The organism is Novosphingobium sp. TK71 (genome assembly GCF_055361505.1).
The window spans coordinates 2,310,663-2,329,312 of record NZ_CM143962.1; the positions used below are offsets into that span (position 1 = coordinate 2,310,663).

An 18,650-nucleotide genomic window follows, 5' to 3' on the forward strand; every position below is an offset into this window, starting at 1 on the left:
ATGCCGATGTCCTACACTGATCGGAATTCCAACGGTAACCAGAAAGCCCTCACCGGGGGTATCGTCGCACTTATCCAGGGCGGCCTCGTGCTTGCGCTGGTCAATGGCTTTGCCGTGACCATGTTCAAGAGCGATCCACCCAAGCGGCCGGAAGCCACGCAGATCAAGCTCGAACCGCTTCCCGTTCCCCCGCCTCCCGAACCGAAGACCGTTCCCGATCAGCAAGTCGATCAGCCGATGCTGACGGCGCCGATACCCCGCCTTCCTCTGCCTACGAACGAGCCCCTTCCAGTCGCAACCACGTTACCCACTGCCGTGCCGACCAGCTTCGATTCCAGAGAGAAAATCGCGGTCGCACTACCCACGCCCACCGAAACCCCGGCGCTTTTCCAGCCTCGGGGGGCACTTCCCAGGAACGATGCCTCGGGCTGGGTCACCACACAGGACTACCCCACGGCCGAACTGCGCGCCGAACATCAGGGCAGCGTGCGCTTCCGGCTGGACGTCGATGCGCGCGGGCGGGTCAGCCAATGCGCCGTCGTCACGTCAAGCGGCTATGCCGGGCTCGACGAGGCCACCTGCAAGTTCGTGAGCAGGCGCGCCCGGTTCGACCCTGCGACCAATGCCGACGGTCAGTCGGTCGCCGGCAGCTACCTGGGGACGATCCGCTGGATCATCCCGCGGGACTGACCTCAAACCCCCAGAGGTCACCCGCCCGGAGCGGCGCATTGTTCCGCAATTCATGTGCCGCTCCGGCTCAAAGTTCCACCTGCCCCGATCGCGGAGGCCATGCGGCCGGCGATACGGCCAGTGCACGCGATGGGGGCAAGTCGGTGGGGGATGGGCCCGCCCGCACCCCCGGGCGGGCCCAGACACCGCTCGCGCCCGCCGGAAACTGTGGCAGCTAAGGGCAATCCCCTGGCCCCGCTTCGGACTTGATACACCCTGACGGTTTAGCTCCTGGCAAGGAAAAGTCCTTCCAGCGCCGGGAACCGTGCCATGATTCCAAAGTGCTTCCACTTCATCTGGGTCGGTGACGAGAGCCGCCGGCCGGACAACTGCATCGCCACATGGCGCCAGGCCCATCCGGACTGGGAGTTTCGCCTCTGGGGCAATGCCGAACTGGACGGCCGCGACTGGATCAATGCCCGGCACATCGCGCAGATGCGCCCGCGCGAGCTCAACGGCGTTGCCGACATGATGCGCTGGGAAATCCTCCTCGAACATGGCGGTGTCGTCTTCGATGCGGATAGCATCTGCACCCGCCCCCTGGGCGACGAACTGCTCGCCTGCGAAGCCTTCGCCTGCTGGGAAAGCGAGATCGCGCGCCCCGGCCTCATCGCCGCCGGATACTTCGGCTGCACGCCGGGCAATCACTTCGTCAGGCAGATCGTGGAGGACATCGCCGCCAGCCCCTCGGTCATCGGCGACATGGCGTGGAAGACCGTGGGGCCGCAGCGCCTGACCGACTGCTATCGCAAGTTCGCCTATACGCCGCTGCGCATCTATCCGAGCCACTACTTCATACCGCGCCACTTCACCGGATTGACTTATGGCGGCAGCGATCCGGTCTATGCCCACCAGCTCTGGGGTTCGACGCTGCGAAGCTACGAGGACATGCACAAGGCCGACGTGGCGGCAGTTGCCCAGGCCTCCTCCAGATCCTCGTCCCCTCATGCCCCCGCCCCGGCCACATCTCCCGATCCGCAGAAAGTGGAGGCTACCGCGCCTTCGGAGAAAGCCTCGCCGCTCGAACGGATTCATGCGCCCTATTTCCTCCAGCGCGTGCCCGTCGGCGCGGAACTGGCCTCGCTCGGCCGGATGGATGTCTTCGCCAGCCTGCTCGCCGGTCAGCGCGTGCTTCATGTCGGCTGCGCGGACTGGCCGATCACCGATCCGCAGACATCGCTTCACGTCCGGCTGGAAGCGCACTGCGCGCAGCTTGACGGGATCGACCCTCACGGAGAGGCTCTTGAACAGCTTCGCCCTTTCGTGAAAGGCGCGCTGTTCACGGATTTCTCGCAAGTGACGGGCAGCTACGACGTCGTGCTGGTTCCCGAAGTGATGGAGCATGTCCCCGATGTCGCCGGGTTCCTGGCGCAGATCCAGTCGGTCGACGCCGGGCTGTTCCTGATCTCCGTTCCCGACGCCTTCCAGTGCCGCGCCCGCCATTTCGACTATGTGGCGGAAACCGAAACCTTCCTCGAAGGCGTCCACCCCGACCACAACGTCTGGTATACGCCCTATACTTTCGCCAATACCTTGCGGAAGTACAGCGACCTGGAATTGCAGCGCATGTGGTTCTTCAACCGCATCTCGCTGCTGGCGCTGCTCAGCAAGCCCGCGCTGGCCCGGGCCGCCTGATGCGCGGCACCCCAGTCAAAGGATATCCGCCACGCCTTCAAGGCTGCCGCGCAGTTTCGCGAGCGCCTGCGCCTTGAGCTGGTGGACACGCGGGATCGAGACCTGCAATACCTGCGCGATCTCGGCAAGGTTCAGCTCCTCCACGAAGTAGAGCTGTACCACCAGCTGCAGCCGATCGGGAAGATCGGCGATCGCCTCCACCACGGCCCCGCGCAGTTCCTCGTCCGCCAGCAGCGCAAGACTGTCCGGGCGTTCGTCGGCAAAGGCCATGTTCTGGTCTGAATAGACCTCGTCGATGGACTCGAAGTGCAGCGGCTGGCTAGACCCGCGCAGCGCGGCAAGTTCCGCCTCCTCGATGCCCATCGCCCCGGCCAGCTCGTGCGGCAGCGGATCGCGGCCGAGAATGCCGCGCAGTTCGGTCTCCTTCCCCGCAAGCTGGCGCCGCCGCTCGCTCGCCCCGCGCGACATCGGCACGGTCCGGCGGATGAGATCGACCATGGCCCCGCGCACGCGCATCTTGGCATAGGCGGCAAACCCGTCCTCCGTCGGCCCCTGATGCTTCTGCGCGCATTCGGTCAGCGCCACGAGCCCGGCCTGGATCAGGTCCTCCAGCTCGATCCCCGGCCTCCCGCTGCCGTGGATATGCCAGGCGAGGCGCCGGACCATCGGCAGGAAGCGGCGGACACGGTCTGCCACGTCGCCCTGATAGGCCCCCGCGACGCGGCTTGCATAGGCGCTGAAGCCCCTCTGGTCCTGTTTCATGCGGCCATGCTTTCGGCTTGTTCGGGATGGGGAAGGCCGGGCGCCATGCGCTCCGGCTGCGCCGCGCCGACGACATCGACGACTTCGATCGGCTGGGTCGGCGGCAGTTCGGCGATCGAAAGCACCAGGCATGCCGGCGCGCGCAGGCGCAGCAGCGCGGATAGCGCCCGGCGCGCACGCGGCTGGACGACCAGTGCCAGCGGCACTTCGCCGGCCCCCCGCTCGGCGCTCAGCGCGGCGACACGCTCGCCGATCATGCGGGCGAGGTCCGGCTCGATCACCGGCTGTCCGGTTACCGGATCGACCATGCCCTGCACGATCGCCGCTTCGAGCCCGGCATCGAGCGTGATGACCGGCAGGCGCTCATGCGGCGGACAGATCCGGCCGACGATCAGCGCCCCGAGATCGGCCCGCATCAGTTCGACCAGCCGCTCGTGATCGACGGTCTGCTGCACCGCCCGGCTCAGGCTGGCAAGGATCGGCAGCGGATGCGCGATCGGGATACCGTCCTCCAGCAAGGCGCGCAGCAGGCGGGTCATCGCGGCGAGGGACAACGGCTGCGGATGGATCGTCTCCACCAGACCGGCCGAATGCTCCTTGATCCCCTCGAGAAGTGCTCTCACCTCGTCCGGACCGAGCAGGTCGTGCGACCGTTCGGAAAGGAGCTGGTTCAGGTGGGTAGCGATCACGGTGCCCGCATCCACGGTGAGGAAACCCTCGGCCGTGGCATGATCGCGCGCGGCGGGATCGATCCACAGCGCCGGGCAGCCGAAACTCGGATCGCGGGTGGCCTCGCCGCGAAGGCCGTGACTGGCGCGGGCCTCTCCCGCGTCGATGGCGAGTATGCGGTCTGCACGTATTGTTGCGCTGCCCAGCATCACGCCGCCAAGGACGATGCGATAGTCATGGGGCGGCATGTCGAGCGCATCGCGGACGCGGAACTGCGGGACGATGAAGCCGAACGACTGGCTGAGCTGCTTGCGCACCCCGGTCACCCGGCTGACCAGCGGCGAACCGCGACGCTCGTCGACGAGCTGGACCAGCCCGTATCCCAGTTCGATGGTGACGAGCGTGTGGTCGGAAACATCCTCCAGCACGATCCGCGAGGGATCGGCCACGGGCGGCGCCTCAAGTACCGGCAAGGGCACCGCCTGATGCCTGCGCAGCATGTGCCAGAGCCAGAAGGCAAGCGCCGCCGCGGGCAGGAACACCATCTGCGGCATGGCCGGGATCAGGCCGATGGCGGTCAGCACCACGCCGACCGGCAGCCAGGTGCGCGGATCGGCGAACTGGCCGCCGATCTGCCCGGCAAGATCCCGGCTGTCGGAAACGCGCGTGACGATCACGGCCGCCGCGATCGACAGCAGCAGCGAGGGCACTTGCGCCACAAGGGCATCGCCGATGGCGAGGGTGATGTAGGTCTGCGCCGCCTCGGTGGCGGAAAGCCCGTGGCTTATCATGCCCAGGCAAAAGCCCGCGACGATGTTGACGCCCAGGATCAGCAGCGCGGCAATGGCGTCGCCTTTCACGAACTTGCTGGAACCGTCCATCGAGCCGTAGAAATCCGCCTCGGTCGCCACTTCGCGGCGGCGGGCCTTGGCTTCGTCGGCGGTCATCAGTCCCGCGGCGAGATCGGCGTCGATCGCCATCTGTTTGCCCGGCAACGCGTCCAGCGTGAAGCGCGCGGAGACTTCCGAAACGCGGCCCGCGCCCTTGGTCACGACCACGAGGTTGATGATCATCAGGATCAGGAAGACGAAGATGCCGACGGCGAAATTGCCGCCGATCAGGAACTTGCCGAAGGATTCGATGACCACCCCGGCCGCCGCCTCACCCTCGTGCCCATGGACCAACACGACGCGGGTGGACGCCACGTTGAGCGCCAGGCGCAGCAGCGTCGCGAAAAGCAGGACAGAAGGGAAAGACGAGAAATCGAGCGGCTTTTCCGCATTCATCGCCGCCATGAGGATGGCCAGCGACAACGCGATGTTGAGCACGAACGACACGTCGAGCACGAAGGCCGGCACCGGCACGATCATCAGCACGATCAGCGTGAGGATGCCTGCCGGAAGTGCCATCGCTCCGATATCGCCGAAACGGCGCAGGAGCCGGTTCACAGGCCAAGCCCCGCAAGTCGGGCATAGGCATCGCGGACGTGCGCGGGCGCACTGCTGCCCGCCGCGTTGAACATGCCGCGCAGCGTTTCGGCCATCGAGGTGCGCGGCGCGGATTGCGCGCCGGCCTCCGCCGCAGCCTCGCGGAATGCGCGCGCGATCGGCCCGGACGGCGCCTGCGCCGCGCCAGAGGCATAAGTGGATGCGTAAGCGGGGGCTCCATCCCAGCCCTCTCCATCGAAGCCGCCCTCCATCGCGCCTGCCATCTTGGCACGCATGAGGTCCATCACCCCGCCGAGGCTGCGCGGCGAAGACCCGCCTGCGCCGTTCTGGAAGAAGATCGAACGATTGGCCGCGGCCGCAGCCGGCAGGATCGATGCCGCACTTTGCGAGGGGTCTGCAGCAAGCGCCGAGAGGAATTGTCCCGCGCCTGCCGAACCGAGGAAATGCGCGAGATAGAGCTCGGAGGAATCCGGCTCCCGGCCGAGCCGCGCCGTCAGGTCCGCCCGGTTGTCGTTCGCGAGTTCGGCCGCCATGAGCGCGGAGGCATCGGCATCGTAGCGCAGACCCATGATCTGCGCGCGGGTGCCGGGGTCGGAAAGCCCGCCGCCGCTGATCGCCTGCTGGACCCAGGCCATGCCGTGGTCCGCCGCGTGTCGGCCCAGCGTGTTCAGCCAGGTGCCGTTCGTGAACTGGAACAGTCCCGCCGCGCTGGAGGTATCGGCGTGCGCGCCCGGATCGAGGCTCGATTCCAGCCGGGCCTGCGCCATCAGGTACTGGAAGTCGACCCCGGTTGCCTGCGCCGCGCGCGCGATCGCGGCGCGCGCGCCATTCCCCTGTGCACGGGCGCTGCCGCCCGCGCCGACAATTCCGGCACTCGTGACTTGTGCCTCGCTCAATGTGAAACTCCCGTTCCGATTGGTTCGGGAGCCCCTTCCGCAAGGCACGTGCCAGTTTCGGCAAGGCCTGTGCCGGATGGCGCTTTTACCGGCGGGCTCAGGCGCGGCCGGCCACGAGCGCGTAGTTCGCACCGGCCCGGTAGAGCTGCGGCGCGCCCGTCAGCATGTTGAGGCGGGTGGCGACATTGGCGGCTATGATGTTGCGAACCTGACGATTTATCTCGTTCAGCCGCCGCGCCGCTTCCAGCAGGCTCCGGCACTCCTCGTCGATTTCCGCCGCCTCGACGGCATCAAGCGAGCCGCAAAGACGGTCCTTGTCGCGGGTGGCGCCGATGATGGCGTCAAGATCCAGCCCGGCAAGCGCTTGCCGCTCGCCTTCGAGAACGGCAAGCATCTGCCGCAGGATCTCGCGCAGTTCGGTGCCGCCCGCATCCGCTGCCGAAGCCGGGCCTCCGCCAGCCCGCCGGGTCATTCCTTATGACTCCTCAGCAAAACGCCTGCCGCGATCATGGCATCGGCGATCTGGGTGGGGATCACCGGATAAGTGCCGTTCTCCACCGCCTTGCGGATCTCCGCCACGCGGTCCGTATCGACCGGCACGCTGCCGGGATCGAGCGCCGAGGAAGCATCCACGGTGGGGCTGTCGGACCAGGCCGCGAGGCTCGTGGTCTGCTGGCTTGCCGTGCCGCTGGCACGGGCGAACCGGGCGTTGATCGCGCTCAGGGCGCTTGTTGATCCCACTTCGATGGGCGGCATGGTCTGGCTCCTGGAAAATTCGTTTCCCTCAAGGACGGCGCCCGGACGAAACTGTTAAGGGGCGGCCGCGGGATTTTCCCGCAAGCAGCGAACCCGGCGCTTTTACGAGGTTAAGGCAGCTGCAAGGAAACGAGACCCGGCCGGACGATCTGCGCGTGCATTTCCGCAGGCCGCCCTTTGCCCACCACCACCGGACGCACCCGGATCCACGCACCGATTGCGCCGCTTTCAAGCGCCTCGCCGGGCTGAGACACCGAAAAACCGTCACCCTCGACGGCGATGGACACGGCATCGCCCCGCTTCACTGCCAGTGCCGCCGGGGCGTCGGGAGCCGCCGGGCCGGCGCGGCGCACCGGCACGAAGAGGCGCCAGCCATCGGGATCCCCGCATTGCACGAGCACGCTGTCCTGCGCCGCGCTGCGCCATGACAGGGCAAGGCCGGTGCGGCAGGGCCTGAGCTTGAGGCGGCGATCCACCGGCATGGCCGCACCGCCGACCGCGCCCACCGGAAAGCCCGTGAACACGGCAACCTGGCGGTCCACCGCATCGAGATCGGCAAAGCCGCCCAAGGCCGTTCCAGCGGCAAGGAGCAGGGCGGCAATCATCTGAATCCTGTCATCGGGGGCGCACTCCTTCGCCGGGGGTCTGCCTCCTTTCCAGCAAGGTTCGTGCCATGGCCCCTGCCGCGCCTTGCGATGCGGCGACATCGAACGCGAGGACCACCCGGGCAGGCCCCTCGCCCGGTTCGACGACGATCCTTGCTTCACGCCCCGCCGCGCCCGCTTCGCGCGCCAGCCGCCCCGCCTCCGACATCGCCCGCGCCAGATCGCCCGATGCGGGACCGTAAGGCGCGGCCACAGTCAGGCGCTGGCGCGGATCGCCCGCCTGCTGCGCCAGCCAGCGGGCAAGCGGCGGAGCGCCGGGAGCGGCGATGTAGACCGCCAGCGGCGTTCCCTCCGGCGAGGAAGCCGAAGCGGCGGCAGGTGCCTCGCGAAGCTCGGCCCGCTCCACTTTCGCTTTCCGGAGATGATCCTGCTGGCGGCTGATGGCGGCAGCGGAGATCATGAAAAGGATGAGCGAGAGATCGGCCAGCGAAGTCTGCCAGCTCGCGGCGGTGCGTGCGCTCACGAATGCGCCTCCGCCACTTCGCGCCCGGCACGCCCGGCATGTTCGGCGCGCTCAGTGCTGGGGAGCGCGTCGGCCACCTGGCCTTCCAGCCAGTCTATCACCGTCTGCCGGTCCCGCTCCTCGTCGGCCGCACGGCGCGCCACCACCCGGGCCAACGGCGTGAACAGGAGGTTGCCGAGCAGCAGCCCGTAAAGCGTCGTCAGCACCGCCATCGAGATGGCGACGGAAAAGTCCGCTTCGGGCTGATCGAGCGGCGGAAGCTGGTTCAACGCGACGAGCGTGCCCGCCAGCCCGAAAACCGGCGAAAGGTCCGCCGCCTGGATGAAAGTGCGCACCGCGCGCTGGCTCCTTTCGATGCGGCGGCGTTTGTGTGCGGCATGCGCCAGTTGCAGCGCGCCGAGCGAGCGGCTGCCGATCAGCATGGCGGTCGCCTCGTCGAACTCGGCATCGCCGGTGGCGGCAGGCTGGGATCGGATCACCCCGTCCCGCCGGATCTCCTGCACCTGCACCGCCATCTCCGCCCGCGCGCGCTCGGGATCGAAGGGGCGGCGGAACAGAGCGGCGAGCACCCCTGCGGCGGTAATGCAATCGCTCAGCCCGCAGCGCAGGATCGTGGCGATCACGGTGCCTCCCACCACGATCAGGGCGCTGGCGGGGTCCAGAAGATGTTCGGGCTGCATGGCGGGCGCTTCTCCTTCTCACCCGCAGAACGGCAGTTTTCGCGGAGTTTCAGCCCCGGACGCGCCTTGCCGCAAAACCGGCAAACCCTTGCCGCCCGACAGGCCCGCCCCTGCCCGGGCCGCAGCGGAGAAAGCCGGGAAATCCGGCGCTTGGGCGGATTGGCACACCCCTTGCGGTGAAAAGCGGCGAACACTCTCTGGAGCTGCAACACCATGCCACAGGACCTGTTCGGGATTCATGCCGCCGCACTGGAGCTTCGCTCGCAGCGCATGGGCCTGATCGCCTCGAACATCGCCAATGCCGCCACGCCCGGATACAAGGCGCGCGACATCGATTTCACCGCCGCCCTGCGCTCGGCGGAGCGCGGCGTCGGCCTTGCCGATGCCGCCGAAGGCGCCGCGCTCTACCGTGTGCCGGTCATGCCCTCGCTCGACGGCAATACGGTAGAGCTCCAGAACGAGCAGCTCGCCTTTTCCGAGAACGCGGTGGGCTATTCGGCCACGCTCCAGTTCATCCGGGGGCGGGTCGAAACCGTCACCCGCGCGCTGAAGGGCGAATGACGATGCCCGCCGGCCGCGAACCGATGACGATGTTCACCCTCGCCCAGCGCGGCATGTCCGCGCAGCTCGTGCGGATGAACGCCGCCGCCTCCAACCTCGCCAATGCGGGGACCGTCTCGGGCAGCGAGGAACAGGCCTACAAGCCGATCCGCACCGTTTTCGCCGAAGACCTCGACCAGGCCAGCGGCCTCGCCTCGGTTTCCGTGCAGGGCGTGATGCGGGAAGGCGCCGCCGCCGTGCGCCAGCACAGCCCCGACCATCCGCTCGCCGATGCGAACGGCGATGTCTGGACCGCTCCGGTCGATGAGAACGCGGAGATGGTCGAAATGCTCGAAGCCTCGCGCCAGTACCAGAACCTGGTCGAGGCCCTCTCCACCGCGAAGCAGCTCATGCTCGACACGATGAGGCTGAAATGACCGTTATCACCACCAATGCCGTTACATCGGCCGCGAGCACCGCCTCGACCTCGAGCGGAAAGACCTCGCTGGGCGATCTCGACCAGGGCGATTTCCTGAAGCTGATGCTGGCGCAGATGAAGCAGCAGGACCCGTTCGACCCGATGGACCAGACCCAGATGCTCGCCCAGATGGCGCAGTTCTCGTCCCTCGCCGGCACGACCGAGATGGCGGACACGCTCAAGGCCATCTCCTCCAAGCTCGATACCCTCGTAAGCGCGCAGAACGCCACGCAGGCGGCGATCGCCGCGCTGGCCGCCAGCGGCAACTGACCCCCGTTTCCAGGAGAATCCGATGTCCTTCTACACTTCCCTCACCGGGCTGAAGAACGCCCAGACCGACCTCAACGTCATCTCGAACAACATCGCCAATGCCGAGACTTCCGGTTTCAAGAAGAGCAACACCGCCTTCGCCGACATCGTCTCGTCCTCGATCCTGACCGACCCCACGCTGACCACCGGCATCGGCGCCCGCGTCGCCTCGATCAAGCAGGACTTCGGCCTCGGCGCGATGGAGCAGACCGGATCGGCACTCGACGTGGCGATCAACGGCGAGGGCTTCTTCACCGTCGCCTCGCCGCTTTCCGGCGCGATCCAGTATACCCGCGCCGGTTCGTTCTCGGTGGACGGGGACGGCTATATCCACAATGCGCAGGGCGCCCGGCTCCAGGTCTTCCCGGTCGACGCCAGCGGCGCGGTTTCCGGCACGACCCCGCTTTCCGCGCAGATCCCGGCAACCAATGCCGCCGGTTCGGAATTCGCGGGCGTCACCATCGAGCCCACCGGCGAAGTCGTCGCGACATATGCCGATGCCTCGAACGTCACCATCGGCGTCGTCGCGCTGGCCTCGTTCATCGCGCCCAACGGGCTCAAGCAACTGGGCGACGCCTCATGGTCGGCCACCGGACGCTCCGGCGCGGCGACTTATGGCCAGCCGGGCTCCGGCCTCTACGGCAGCCTGCTCTCGGGCTCGATCGAGCGATCGAATGTCGATCTTTCGGAAGAGCTGGTCAGCCTGATCACCGCGCAGCGCAATTTCCAGGCCAATGCCAAGGCCGTGGATACCGCCTCGCAGATCTCGCAGACGATCATCAACCTGCGGACCTGATCGCAGCCGCCATGGACCGCCTGATCTACACCGCCGTCTCGGGAATGAACGCCTCGCTCAACCGCGAGCGCGTGATCGCGAGCAACATGGCCAATTCGCAGACCATCGGCTTCCGCGCCGAGATCCTGCAGGCCACGCCGAACACACTGGAAGGGCCGCAGCTCGAAGTTCGGGCGCTTTCGGGCACCGAAGTCAGCGGCGCCTCGATGAAGGCCGGGACGGTGAACCGCACCGGCCAGCCGCTCGACGTGGCCATGCAGGGAGACACCATGCTGGCGGTGCAGGCAGGCGACGGCGGCGAAGCCTATACCCGTCGGGGCGACCTCTCGGTCACGGTGACGGGCGTGCTCCAGAACGGCGACGGCCTGCCCGTGCTGGGCGAGAGCGGACCGATCACGCTGCCGCCGGGCTCCGGCGTCACCATCGCCCAGGACGGCGGCATCCTCGTCACCGACCCCGCCACCCCCGGCGATCCGCCGCAGCGGGTGGACCGGCTAAAGCTGGTGGACCCCAGCGGATCGCAGATCGCCAAGGACCTGACCGGCGTGTTCCGGGTCGCGGGAGGCGGCGTACTGCCGGAGGACGAGAACGCCAGCGTGATCCCCGGCGCGCTCGAAGGCTCCAATGTCTCTCCGTCGGAAGTGCTGACCGAGATGATCTCGGCCCAGCGCCTGTTCGACATGCGCACCAAGCTCGTCGAGACCGCCCGCCAGCTCGACGAAGGCAGCGTGCGCCTGATGCGCATCGATAGCTGAGGAAACCACGACAATGCCCACTTCCGCTCTACAGGTCGCCCGCACCGGGCTGGAGGCGCAGGACACGCGGATGCGCGTGATCGCCAACAACCTGGCCAACGTCAGCACCACCGCCTTCAAGAAGGACCGCGCCAACTTCGCCACGCTGGCCTACCAGGATTCCCGCGTGGCAGGCGCCCAGTCTTCGAGCGAGACGACTTACGCCACCGGGCTCAACCTCGGCACCGGCGTGGCGGTGCAGTCCACCAGCCGCATGGAGACGCAAGGCTCGCTCCAGACCACCGGCAATACCTTCGACCTCGCGCTCGATGGGCAGGGCTATTTCCAGATCGCCCTGCCCGGCGGCGAACTGGCCTATACCCGCGCGGGCAATTTCACCCGCTCGCCGCAGGGTGAGCTGGTCACGTCGCAGGGCTACCTGCTTCAGCCGCCGATCACCGTTCCCGAAGGCGCGACCTCGATCACGGTCTCGGAGGACGGCACGGTGTCGGCCCAGGTGGCCGGACAGACCGAACCGAGCGAGCTGGGCCAGATCAGCATCGCGCAGTTCACCAATCCGGCGGCGCTTCAGGCCGCCTCCGACAACTTCCTGCGCGAGACCGCCGCCAGCGGCCCGGTGCAGCTTGGCATCGCCGGAGAGGAAGGGCGCGGCATGATCCGGCAGGGGATGCTGGAAGGCTCGAACGTCAACATCGTCGAGGAGCTGGTCGACATGATCGAGACCCAGCGCGCCTACGAGATCAATTCGAAGATGATCTCGGCGGTGGACGAGATGCTGCGCAACGCGAACCAGACGTTGTGATGGCCATGGGTCGCACATTCCTGCTGGCCTCGGCGGCGTTCATGGCCATTGCCGCGCCGCCGGTATTCGCAAAGAAGCCCGCCAGGCCCTCGGGCTTCGAGCCGACGCTTCCCGTACCGCCCGCCGCGCAGCCGCAGGCGGCCACCGGCGGCATCTTCAGCGTCTCGGCCGGCTATGCCCCGCTTTACGGAGGCACCCGCGCGGCGCGCGTGGGCGATCCGCTGACGATCCTGCTGGTGGAATCGACCACCGCCGCCAAGACCGCCGGCTCCAAGAGCCAGAAAGGCGGCGGCGCCTCGATCACCCCGCCGACATCGGGGCCGCTGTCGTTCCTCAACCCCAATGCCCTTAACGCCAGCTCATCCTCGACGTTCAATGGTCAGGGCAGCGCCACGCAGACCAGTTCGCTGAGTTCGGTGCTGTCCGTGACCATTGCCGAACTGCGCCCCAACGGGACCGCGCTCGTGAGAGGAGAGAAGAAGATGCTCGTCAGCCAGGGAGACGAATGGGTCCGGTTCTCCGGCATCGTCCGCCTCGCCGACATCGACGAGGACAATACCGTCGCCTCGACGCGCATCGCCGACGCTCATATCGAATATACCGGCAAGGGCGCCATCATGCGCAGCGGCCGCCAGGGCTGGCTCGGCCAGTTCTTCAACATGATCTCGCCGTTCTGATGACCATGGCCTCCCTCTCCCGGCGCTGGCTGCCCACGCTGATCGCGGCCCTCGTGGTCCTGCTGATCGTGTTCCTCGCACCCGTCCATGCCCATGCCGAGCGCGTGCGCGACCTTGGCCAGTTCCAGGGCGTGCGCTCGAACCAGCTCACCGGCTACGGCGTGGTCGTCGGCCTGCCGGGCACAGGGGACGACAATCTCGAATATACGACGCAGGCGATGAAGGGCGTCTCGGGCCGCATGGGGCTGACGCTGCCGCCCGGCATCTCGCCCGGCCTCAAGAACGCTGCCGCCGTCATGGTCACGGCGGACCTGCCCGCCTTTGCCAAGCCCGGCCAGCGCATCGACGTGACCGTCTCCACGATCGGCAAGGCCAAGAGCCTGCGCGGCGGGGCGCTGATCCTCACCCCGCTCTATGGTGCAGACGGGCAGATCTACGCCATGGCTCAGGGCAACCTCGCGGTCGGCGGGCTCGGCGTCTCGGCGCGCGACGGATCGAACGTAACCATCAACATCCCGACCGTGGGGCGCATCGCCGAAGGCGGCAGCGTCGAACGCGCGGTCGCCACCGGCTTCGAGGACGGCAGCACACTGCGCTGGAACCTCTTCACGTCCGACTTCCTGACCGCCGCCCGCGTGCGCGATGCGATCAACATGCGCCTGCCCGGAACCGCCACCGTCGAGGACGGCGTGACCGTGGCCCTGCGCCTGCCCGCCGAGGCCGATACCCGCGCCTCGATGATGGCGGCGATCGAGATGATCGATGTCGACCCCGCCGAAACGCCGGCGCGCGTCATCATCAACAGCCGCACCGGCACGGTCGTCATCAACTCGGCCGTGCGCCTGTCGCCCGCCGCGATCAGCCATGGCAAGCTCACCGTGCGCATCCAGGAAAACCCCACGGTCGTCCAGCCCGCGCCGTTCAGCCGGGGCCGTACCGAAGTGGAGGAGCATTCCGCGATCACCACTGACGAGGAGAAGCGCTCGGTCGCCCTGTTCAGGGGCGGGGCCTCGCTCTCGCGCGTGGTCGATGCGCTCAACCTGCTGGGCGTTACCCCGTCGGACCTCGTGGCGATCCTGGAAGCGCTGAAGCAGGCGGGCGCCCTGAAAGCCGAAATGGTAGTGATATGAGCACGATTCCCTCCACTCTCCCGGGCATGAAGATCGCGCCCGGCGCCACCGACCGCGAAAAGCTGGCCGCCACCGCCCGGCAGTTCGAGGCCATGTTCGTGCGCCAGATGCTGGCCGAGGCGCGCAAGAGCCACTTCGGCGGCGAGCAGCTTTTCTCCAGCCAGGCGCTCGATACCTTCAACCAGATGCAGGACGAGCATTTTGCCGACGTGACCGCGCAAAGCGGCGTGCTGGGCCTCGCCAGGATCATCGAGGACCAGATGGCGCGGTTCGTGGCCGGATCCTCGTCAGCCCCGGGACAGGCGCCTTCGTCGAGCGACGCACCCTCCGATACCGCATCTTCCGCTCATGCCGAAGCGAAGGCGAAGTAAGCCATGGCCGCCGACCTCATCACCATTGCCCGTTCCGGCACTCGCGCCGCCAAGGCCGCGCTGGACGTGACCGCGCAGAACATCGCCAACGCCTCGTCCGAAGGCTATGTCCGCCGCAGCATCTCGCTGTCCGAACTGGCGATCAATTCGGTCGCCTCCTCGCCGGGCGCGCTCAACCTCGCGGGCGTTCGCGTTACCGGGATCGTGCGCAATGCGGACATGTTCCGCCAGTCCGAAGTGCGCCGCACCGGCTCGGACGCCGCCCGCGCCGGCGCCGAAGTGCAGGGCCTGGAGAATATAGAAAGCGCGGTCGAGCAGACCGGCGTCTACGATGCGATCGTGGATTTCGAAGCCGCGCTGAAGCAACTCCTGTCCGACCCTACCGACGGTTCGCTGCGCGCCTCGGCGCTGGAGCAGGGCCGCACGCTGGCGCAGACCTTCAACACGGCCGCCTCCAGCCTCGACGCGGTGGGCCAGGGCCTGCGCTTCGAGGCGCAGGACGGGGTCGATTCGGTCAACACCACTGCCGCCGAACTGGCGCGCGTCAACTTGCGCCTCGCCCGCGCATCCGACGCATCGAGCGACCAGACCAGCCTGCTGGACCAGCGCGATTCCCTGCTGGAGAAGCTGAGCGGGCAAGTGGACATCTCCACCACGTTCGCATCGGACGGCTCGGTCCAGGTGCGGATCGGCGGTGCGGGCGGCCCCAGCCTCGTGAGCGGCGGCAGCGCCGCGCCCCTCGCCATGGCCACCGCCGCGGACGGCACGATCTCCTTCACGCTGGGCGGTACGGCGGCAACGCTGTCCTCCGGCGCGCTGGCGGGCAAGGGACAGGCGCTGACCGAGCTCGCCGCCGTGCACGACCAGCTCGATGCCATTGCCTCGGGCGTGATCTCGACGCTCAATACCGCGCAAACCGCGGGCGCCGACCTTGCCGGGGCAAGCGGCCAGCCGATGTTCTCCGGCACCGACGCATCGACCATGACGATCGCCCTCGCCAGCGGCAGCCAGATCGCGACCGCTCCCGCAGGCTCGGGCGCCAACAGTCGTGACACCTCCAACCTCGTCGCCATGCGCAGCGCGCTGGACAGTGCCGATCCGGCCGGTGCCATGGACACCATGCTGTTCGGGATTTCCAGTGCCGTCGCCGGGCGCACCGTCACCCGCGACGCACTGGAATCCATCGCCGGGACCGCCAAGGTCGCGCTCCAGGCACAGGCGGGCGTCGATCTCGACGAGGAGGCCATCAACCTCACCCGCTTCCAGCAGGCCTATCAGGCTTCGGGCCGGGTCATGCAGGTCGCTTCCGACATCTTCGATTCCATCCTCGCCATCAGGTAACCGCGCAATGTCGATCGTATCCACCAGCACCAGCGCCTTCTTCGAGCGCGCCCGCCGCGACATGAAGGACCTGCGCACGCAGGCCGAGAACTATCAGGCGCAGATGTCGAGCGGCAGCAAGCTGGAACGGTCCTCGGACAATCCGGTGGCCGCATCGCGCCTGCGCTCGCTGGCGCGGCAGGAGAAGCTCTCCGGGATTGACCAGACCAACGCCAACCGCGCCAACGCCGACCTGTCGCTTGCCGATGCCGCCATGTCCGACATGGCCGATGCGCTGATCCGCGCGCAGGAACTCGCCACGCAGGCGGCCAGCGCCACCCTGCCCGATACGCAGCGCGCCTCGATCGGGCAGGAGCTGGACCAGATCTTCAGCAACCTCGTCGCCCTTGCCAATGCGCGGGATTCGAGCGGCCATGCCCTGTTCGGCGGCGAAAGCGCGGGTGATGCCTATGCGCTCGATGCCTCCGGCAATGCCGTCTACGTCGGCACCGCAAGTTCCGCCGAACTGCCGCTGGGTGCGGGGCAGAGCGTGACCCGCTCGATCACCGGTCCCGCCTTCCTCTCGTTCAACGCCGCAGGCGGCAGCGCGACCGATCTCATGGCGGTGGTGAAGAACCTGGCGGCCGCGCTTCAGGGCGCCTCGGCCGATCCGGCAGGCGCGGCGGGCAATGCACTGGCCGACCTCAAGACCGGGCTCGACACGCTGACCACCGGCCAGACCGTGATCGGCACCCGCCTCGCCTGGATCGAGGTGACCGACGACCGCCGCGTCAACCTGTCCGAACTGCGTTCCTCGGAAGAAGCGGACCTCGGCAGCACCGATCTCGCCACCACGCTCGCCCAGCTTCAGGAAACCATGACCGTGCTGGAGGCCAGCCAGGCCAGCTTCTCCCGGCTCGCCTCGCTCAACCTGTTCGACCAGCTGACCTGAGCCGCCTTCCGCATCCGGTCTGCGGGGGCAGGCCGGGCACCGCCTGACAGGGGACTTCCTTCATGTTCGTAATCATCGGCGTCGTCATTCTGCTGGTGATGGTTTTCGGCGGCTTTGCGATCACCGGCGGCGCGCTGGGCCCGGTGCTGGAAGCGATCCCGCACGAAATGCTCATCATCGGCGGCGCCGCCGTGGGCGCGATCGTCACCGGCAACTCGATGCACGAGATCAAGGCGCTGGGCAGCGGCCTCGGCAAGGTCTTCAAGGGGCCCCGCCACAACCGGCAGGATCATATCGACGCCATCATCCTGACCACGCGGTTGATGAAGATCCTGCGCTCGGAAGGACCGGTGGCGCTGGAAAGCCATGTGAACGAGCCCGAGGTTTCCCCGCTGTTCGCCGAATTCCCGCGCCTGCTGGCGAACAAGCCGCTCATTCACCTGATCTGCGACACCCTGACCCTGATCGTCGTCTCTTCCGGCACGCTGGAAGTCCACGCGGTGGAAGACGTGATGGACAATGCGATGAAGACGCATTTCCACGAGATCCACGAACCGCAGCACGCCCTCCAGGGCCTTGCCGATGCGCTGCCCGCGCTCGGTATCGTCGCTGCCGTTCTGGGCGTGGTGAAGACCATGGGCTCGATCGACAAGCCGCCCTCGATCCTGGGCGCGATGATCGGCTCGGCGCTGGTCGGCACGTTCATGGGCGTGCTTCTGGCCTATGGCATCGTCTCCCCGCTGGCGGGGCGGCTCAAGCAGGTGCTGGAGCAGGACGAGCAGATCTTCCAGGCGGTGAAGCAGGTCATCATCGCCAGCCTGCACGGCTGGCCGCAGCCGCTGGTGGTGGAATCGGCGCGATCCGGCCTTGGCCACGCCTTCCGCCCCGGCCTTTCCGAACTGCTCGACGCGATGAGAGGCCGCTGACATGGCAATCAGGAAGAAGCCCGAACCGCCCCGGCCGATCATCGTCAAGAAGATCACCATGGTCGCCGCCGGGCATCATGGCGGTGCCTGGAAAGTCGCCTATGCCGACTTCGTGACCGCCATGATGGCCTTCTTCCTGCTTCTGTGGATACTGGGCGCCACCACCGAGAAGCAGCGGCGCGGCATTGCCGACTATTTCACCCCCACGCTGGTCAAGACCAAGCAGGGCAGCGCCGGATCGGGCCAGGGCGTGCTCGGCGGCGCTTCGCTGACCCAGGTGGACAATTACCCCTTCAAGGCCGGGCAGACCGGCACCAAGACCCTCACCATCCCGCGCGATGCTACCGGCGGGCCGAAGGAGGGCGGCAGCAAGATCAAGCGCAGCTCGCGCGCCAAGGAGGCGCTGCAAAAGAAGCTCGCCTCCACCGAGCGCCTGCGCCGCCTCGCCAGGCAGGTCCGCATGGTGGACACGACGCAGGGCGTACGGATCGACATGGTGGACGATGCCAATTTCTCGATGTTCCGGCTCGGTACCACGATCCTCACCCCGCAGGCCGTCGAACTGCTCTCGGCAATCTCGCAGGCGATCGGCACCGAAGCAGGTGGAGGCGGCGGCCCGCTGACGATCCGGGGCCACACCGATGCCCTGCCCTACAAGCAGGGAATTCCCGGCAACAACTGGTCGCTTTCAGCTGGGCGCGCCGAAGCGACCCGCCAGCAACTGATCCGCGACGGCGTGGAACCCGCCCGGTTCAGGCGGATCGAAGGCGTGGCCGATACCGAACTGCTGATCCCCGCCGATCCGCATGACCCGCGCAACCGGCGCATCTCGATCACGCTGGCGGACTAAGGGTCAGGACCCATTAATCACGCCTGCGAGGTTTGAATCAA

At 67.6% G+C, this 18,650-nt stretch carries 23 protein-coding genes; 15 read left to right on the forward strand and 8 right to left on the reverse strand.

Annotated features, from left to right (window positions below; all coding sequences use genetic code 11):
* Positions 1 to 6 precede the first annotated feature (6 nt).
* Both ACXJ16_RS10710 and ACXJ16_RS10715 read left to right on the forward strand, forming a co-directional pair.
* A complete protein-coding gene (locus ACXJ16_RS10710) occupies positions 7 to 690 on the forward strand; it encodes an energy transducer TonB (protein ID WP_324698057.1) in 684 nt (227 codons plus the stop codon).
* Between the two features lie 309 nt (positions 691 to 999).
* On the forward strand, positions 1,000 to 2,364 hold the full coding sequence (locus tag ACXJ16_RS10715) for a glycosyltransferase (protein WP_463920654.1): 1,365 nt from the start codon (positions 1,000 to 1,002) through the stop codon (positions 2,362 to 2,364).
* 15 nt (positions 2,365 to 2,379) lie between these two features.
* Here ACXJ16_RS10715 and ACXJ16_RS10720 read toward each other — a convergent pair whose 3' ends face one another.
* The 8 genes from ACXJ16_RS10720 to ACXJ16_RS10755 all read right to left on the reverse strand — a co-directional run bounded on the left by ACXJ16_RS10720 (position 2,380) and on the right by ACXJ16_RS10755 (position 8,703).
* Positions 2,380 to 3,126, reverse strand: coding sequence for a sigma-70 family RNA polymerase sigma factor (locus ACXJ16_RS10720; RefSeq protein WP_054436626.1), 747 nt, complete (start codon positions 3,124 to 3,126; stop codon positions 2,380 to 2,382).
* Positions 3,123 to 5,204, reverse strand: coding sequence for a flagellar biosynthesis protein FlhA (locus ACXJ16_RS10725; RefSeq protein WP_463921787.1), 2,082 nt, complete (start codon positions 5,202 to 5,204; stop codon positions 3,123 to 3,125). The genes ACXJ16_RS10720 and ACXJ16_RS10725 overlap by 4 nt, the downstream gene beginning before the upstream one ends.
* Before the next feature lie 35 nt (positions 5,205 to 5,239).
* Positions 5,240 to 6,139, reverse strand: a complete 900-nt coding sequence (locus ACXJ16_RS10730) for a lytic transglycosylase domain-containing protein (protein WP_454796630.1) — start codon at positions 6,137 to 6,139, stop codon at positions 5,240 to 5,242.
* A 97-nt stretch (positions 6,140 to 6,236) separates the two neighbouring features.
* Positions 6,237 to 6,611: a flagellar protein FlgN gene (locus ACXJ16_RS10735; protein WP_324698050.1), complete on the reverse strand. Its 375-nt coding sequence runs from the start codon at positions 6,609 to 6,611 to the stop codon at positions 6,237 to 6,239.
* The gene (gene flgM, locus ACXJ16_RS10740) at positions 6,608 to 6,895 is read right to left on the reverse strand and encodes a flagellar biosynthesis anti-sigma factor FlgM (RefSeq protein WP_054436630.1); all 288 of its coding nucleotides are present in this window, start codon (positions 6,893 to 6,895) and stop codon (positions 6,608 to 6,610) included. The genes ACXJ16_RS10735 and flgM overlap by 4 nt, the downstream gene beginning before the upstream one ends.
* Before the next feature lie 110 nt (positions 6,896 to 7,005).
* On the reverse strand, positions 7,006 to 7,500 hold the full coding sequence (locus ACXJ16_RS10745; protein ID WP_463920656.1) for a flagella basal body P-ring formation protein FlgA: 495 nt from the start codon (positions 7,498 to 7,500) through the stop codon (positions 7,006 to 7,008).
* Between the two features lie 10 nt (positions 7,501 to 7,510).
* Positions 7,511 to 8,023: a hypothetical protein gene (locus tag ACXJ16_RS10750; protein WP_463920658.1), complete on the reverse strand. Its 513-nt coding sequence runs from the start codon at positions 8,021 to 8,023 to the stop codon at positions 7,511 to 7,513.
* Positions 8,020 to 8,703, reverse strand: a complete 684-nt coding sequence (locus ACXJ16_RS10755) for a MotA/TolQ/ExbB proton channel family protein (protein ID WP_082370276.1) — start codon at positions 8,701 to 8,703, stop codon at positions 8,020 to 8,022. Before ACXJ16_RS10755 ends, ACXJ16_RS10750 begins: the two co-directional genes overlap by 4 nt.
* Before the next feature lie 213 nt (positions 8,704 to 8,916).
* On the opposite strand from ACXJ16_RS10755, the gene flgB reads away from it, so the two are divergent.
* The 13 genes from flgB (at position 8,917) to ACXJ16_RS10820 (ending at position 18,609) form a co-directional block, all read left to right on the forward strand.
* Complete coding sequence (flgB, locus tag ACXJ16_RS10760; protein ID WP_054436636.1) at positions 8,917 to 9,264, forward strand: flagellar basal body rod protein FlgB; 348 nt, start codon at positions 8,917 to 8,919, stop codon at positions 9,262 to 9,264.
* Complete coding sequence (gene flgC, locus ACXJ16_RS10765; protein ID WP_185998067.1) at positions 9,261 to 9,680, forward strand: flagellar basal body rod protein FlgC; 420 nt, start codon at positions 9,261 to 9,263, stop codon at positions 9,678 to 9,680. The genes flgB and flgC overlap by 4 nt, the downstream gene beginning before the upstream one ends.
* Positions 9,677 to 9,991, forward strand: a complete 315-nt coding sequence (locus tag ACXJ16_RS10770) for a flagellar hook assembly protein FlgD (RefSeq protein WP_054436640.1) — start codon at positions 9,677 to 9,679, stop codon at positions 9,989 to 9,991. The genes flgC and ACXJ16_RS10770 overlap by 4 nt, the downstream gene beginning before the upstream one ends.
* 22 nt (positions 9,992 to 10,013) lie before the next feature.
* Positions 10,014 to 10,826, forward strand: coding sequence for a flagellar hook-basal body protein (locus ACXJ16_RS10775; protein ID WP_054436642.1), 813 nt, complete (start codon positions 10,014 to 10,016; stop codon positions 10,824 to 10,826).
* 11 nt (positions 10,827 to 10,837) lie between these two features.
* The gene (locus tag ACXJ16_RS10780) at positions 10,838 to 11,581 is read left to right on the forward strand and encodes a flagellar basal body rod protein FlgF (protein WP_324698040.1); all 744 of its coding nucleotides are present in this window, start codon (positions 10,838 to 10,840) and stop codon (positions 11,579 to 11,581) included.
* A 13-nt stretch (positions 11,582 to 11,594) separates the two neighbouring features.
* Positions 11,595 to 12,383: a flagellar basal-body rod protein FlgG gene (gene flgG, locus ACXJ16_RS10785; RefSeq protein ID WP_054436646.1), complete on the forward strand. Its 789-nt coding sequence runs from the start codon at positions 11,595 to 11,597 to the stop codon at positions 12,381 to 12,383.
* A gap of 5 nt (positions 12,384 to 12,388) precedes the next feature.
* Positions 12,389 to 13,060 (forward strand): flagellar basal body L-ring protein FlgH, encoded by a 672-nt coding sequence (locus tag ACXJ16_RS10790; protein WP_463920661.1) that lies wholly within the window; start codon positions 12,389 to 12,391, stop codon positions 13,058 to 13,060.
* Positions 13,060 to 14,190: a flagellar basal body P-ring protein FlgI gene (locus ACXJ16_RS10795; RefSeq protein WP_185998070.1), complete on the forward strand. Its 1,131-nt coding sequence runs from the start codon at positions 13,060 to 13,062 to the stop codon at positions 14,188 to 14,190. Before ACXJ16_RS10790 ends, ACXJ16_RS10795 begins: the two co-directional genes overlap by 1 nt.
* The gene (locus ACXJ16_RS10800; protein ID WP_324698036.1) at positions 14,187 to 14,561 is read left to right on the forward strand and encodes a rod-binding protein; all 375 of its coding nucleotides are present in this window, start codon (positions 14,187 to 14,189) and stop codon (positions 14,559 to 14,561) included. The genes ACXJ16_RS10795 and ACXJ16_RS10800 overlap by 4 nt, the downstream gene beginning before the upstream one ends.
* A gap of 3 nt (positions 14,562 to 14,564) precedes the next feature.
* Positions 14,565 to 15,902, forward strand: a complete 1,338-nt coding sequence (gene flgK, locus ACXJ16_RS10805; protein WP_463920662.1) for a flagellar hook-associated protein FlgK — start codon at positions 14,565 to 14,567, stop codon at positions 15,900 to 15,902.
* A 7-nt stretch (positions 15,903 to 15,909) separates the two neighbouring features.
* Entirely contained in the window at positions 15,910 to 16,833 is a 924-nt protein-coding gene (locus ACXJ16_RS10810) for a flagellin N-terminal helical domain-containing protein (protein ID WP_185998072.1), read from the forward strand.
* A 62-nt stretch (positions 16,834 to 16,895) separates the two neighbouring features.
* Positions 16,896 to 17,759: a flagellar motor stator protein MotA gene (gene motA / locus ACXJ16_RS10815; protein ID WP_132469421.1), complete on the forward strand. Its 864-nt coding sequence runs from the start codon at positions 16,896 to 16,898 to the stop codon at positions 17,757 to 17,759.
* Position 17,760: 1 nt separating this feature from the next.
* Complete coding sequence (locus tag ACXJ16_RS10820; RefSeq protein WP_054436654.1) at positions 17,761 to 18,609, forward strand: flagellar motor protein MotB; 849 nt, start codon at positions 17,761 to 17,763, stop codon at positions 18,607 to 18,609.
* Positions 18,610 to 18,650: the final 41 nt, after the last annotated feature.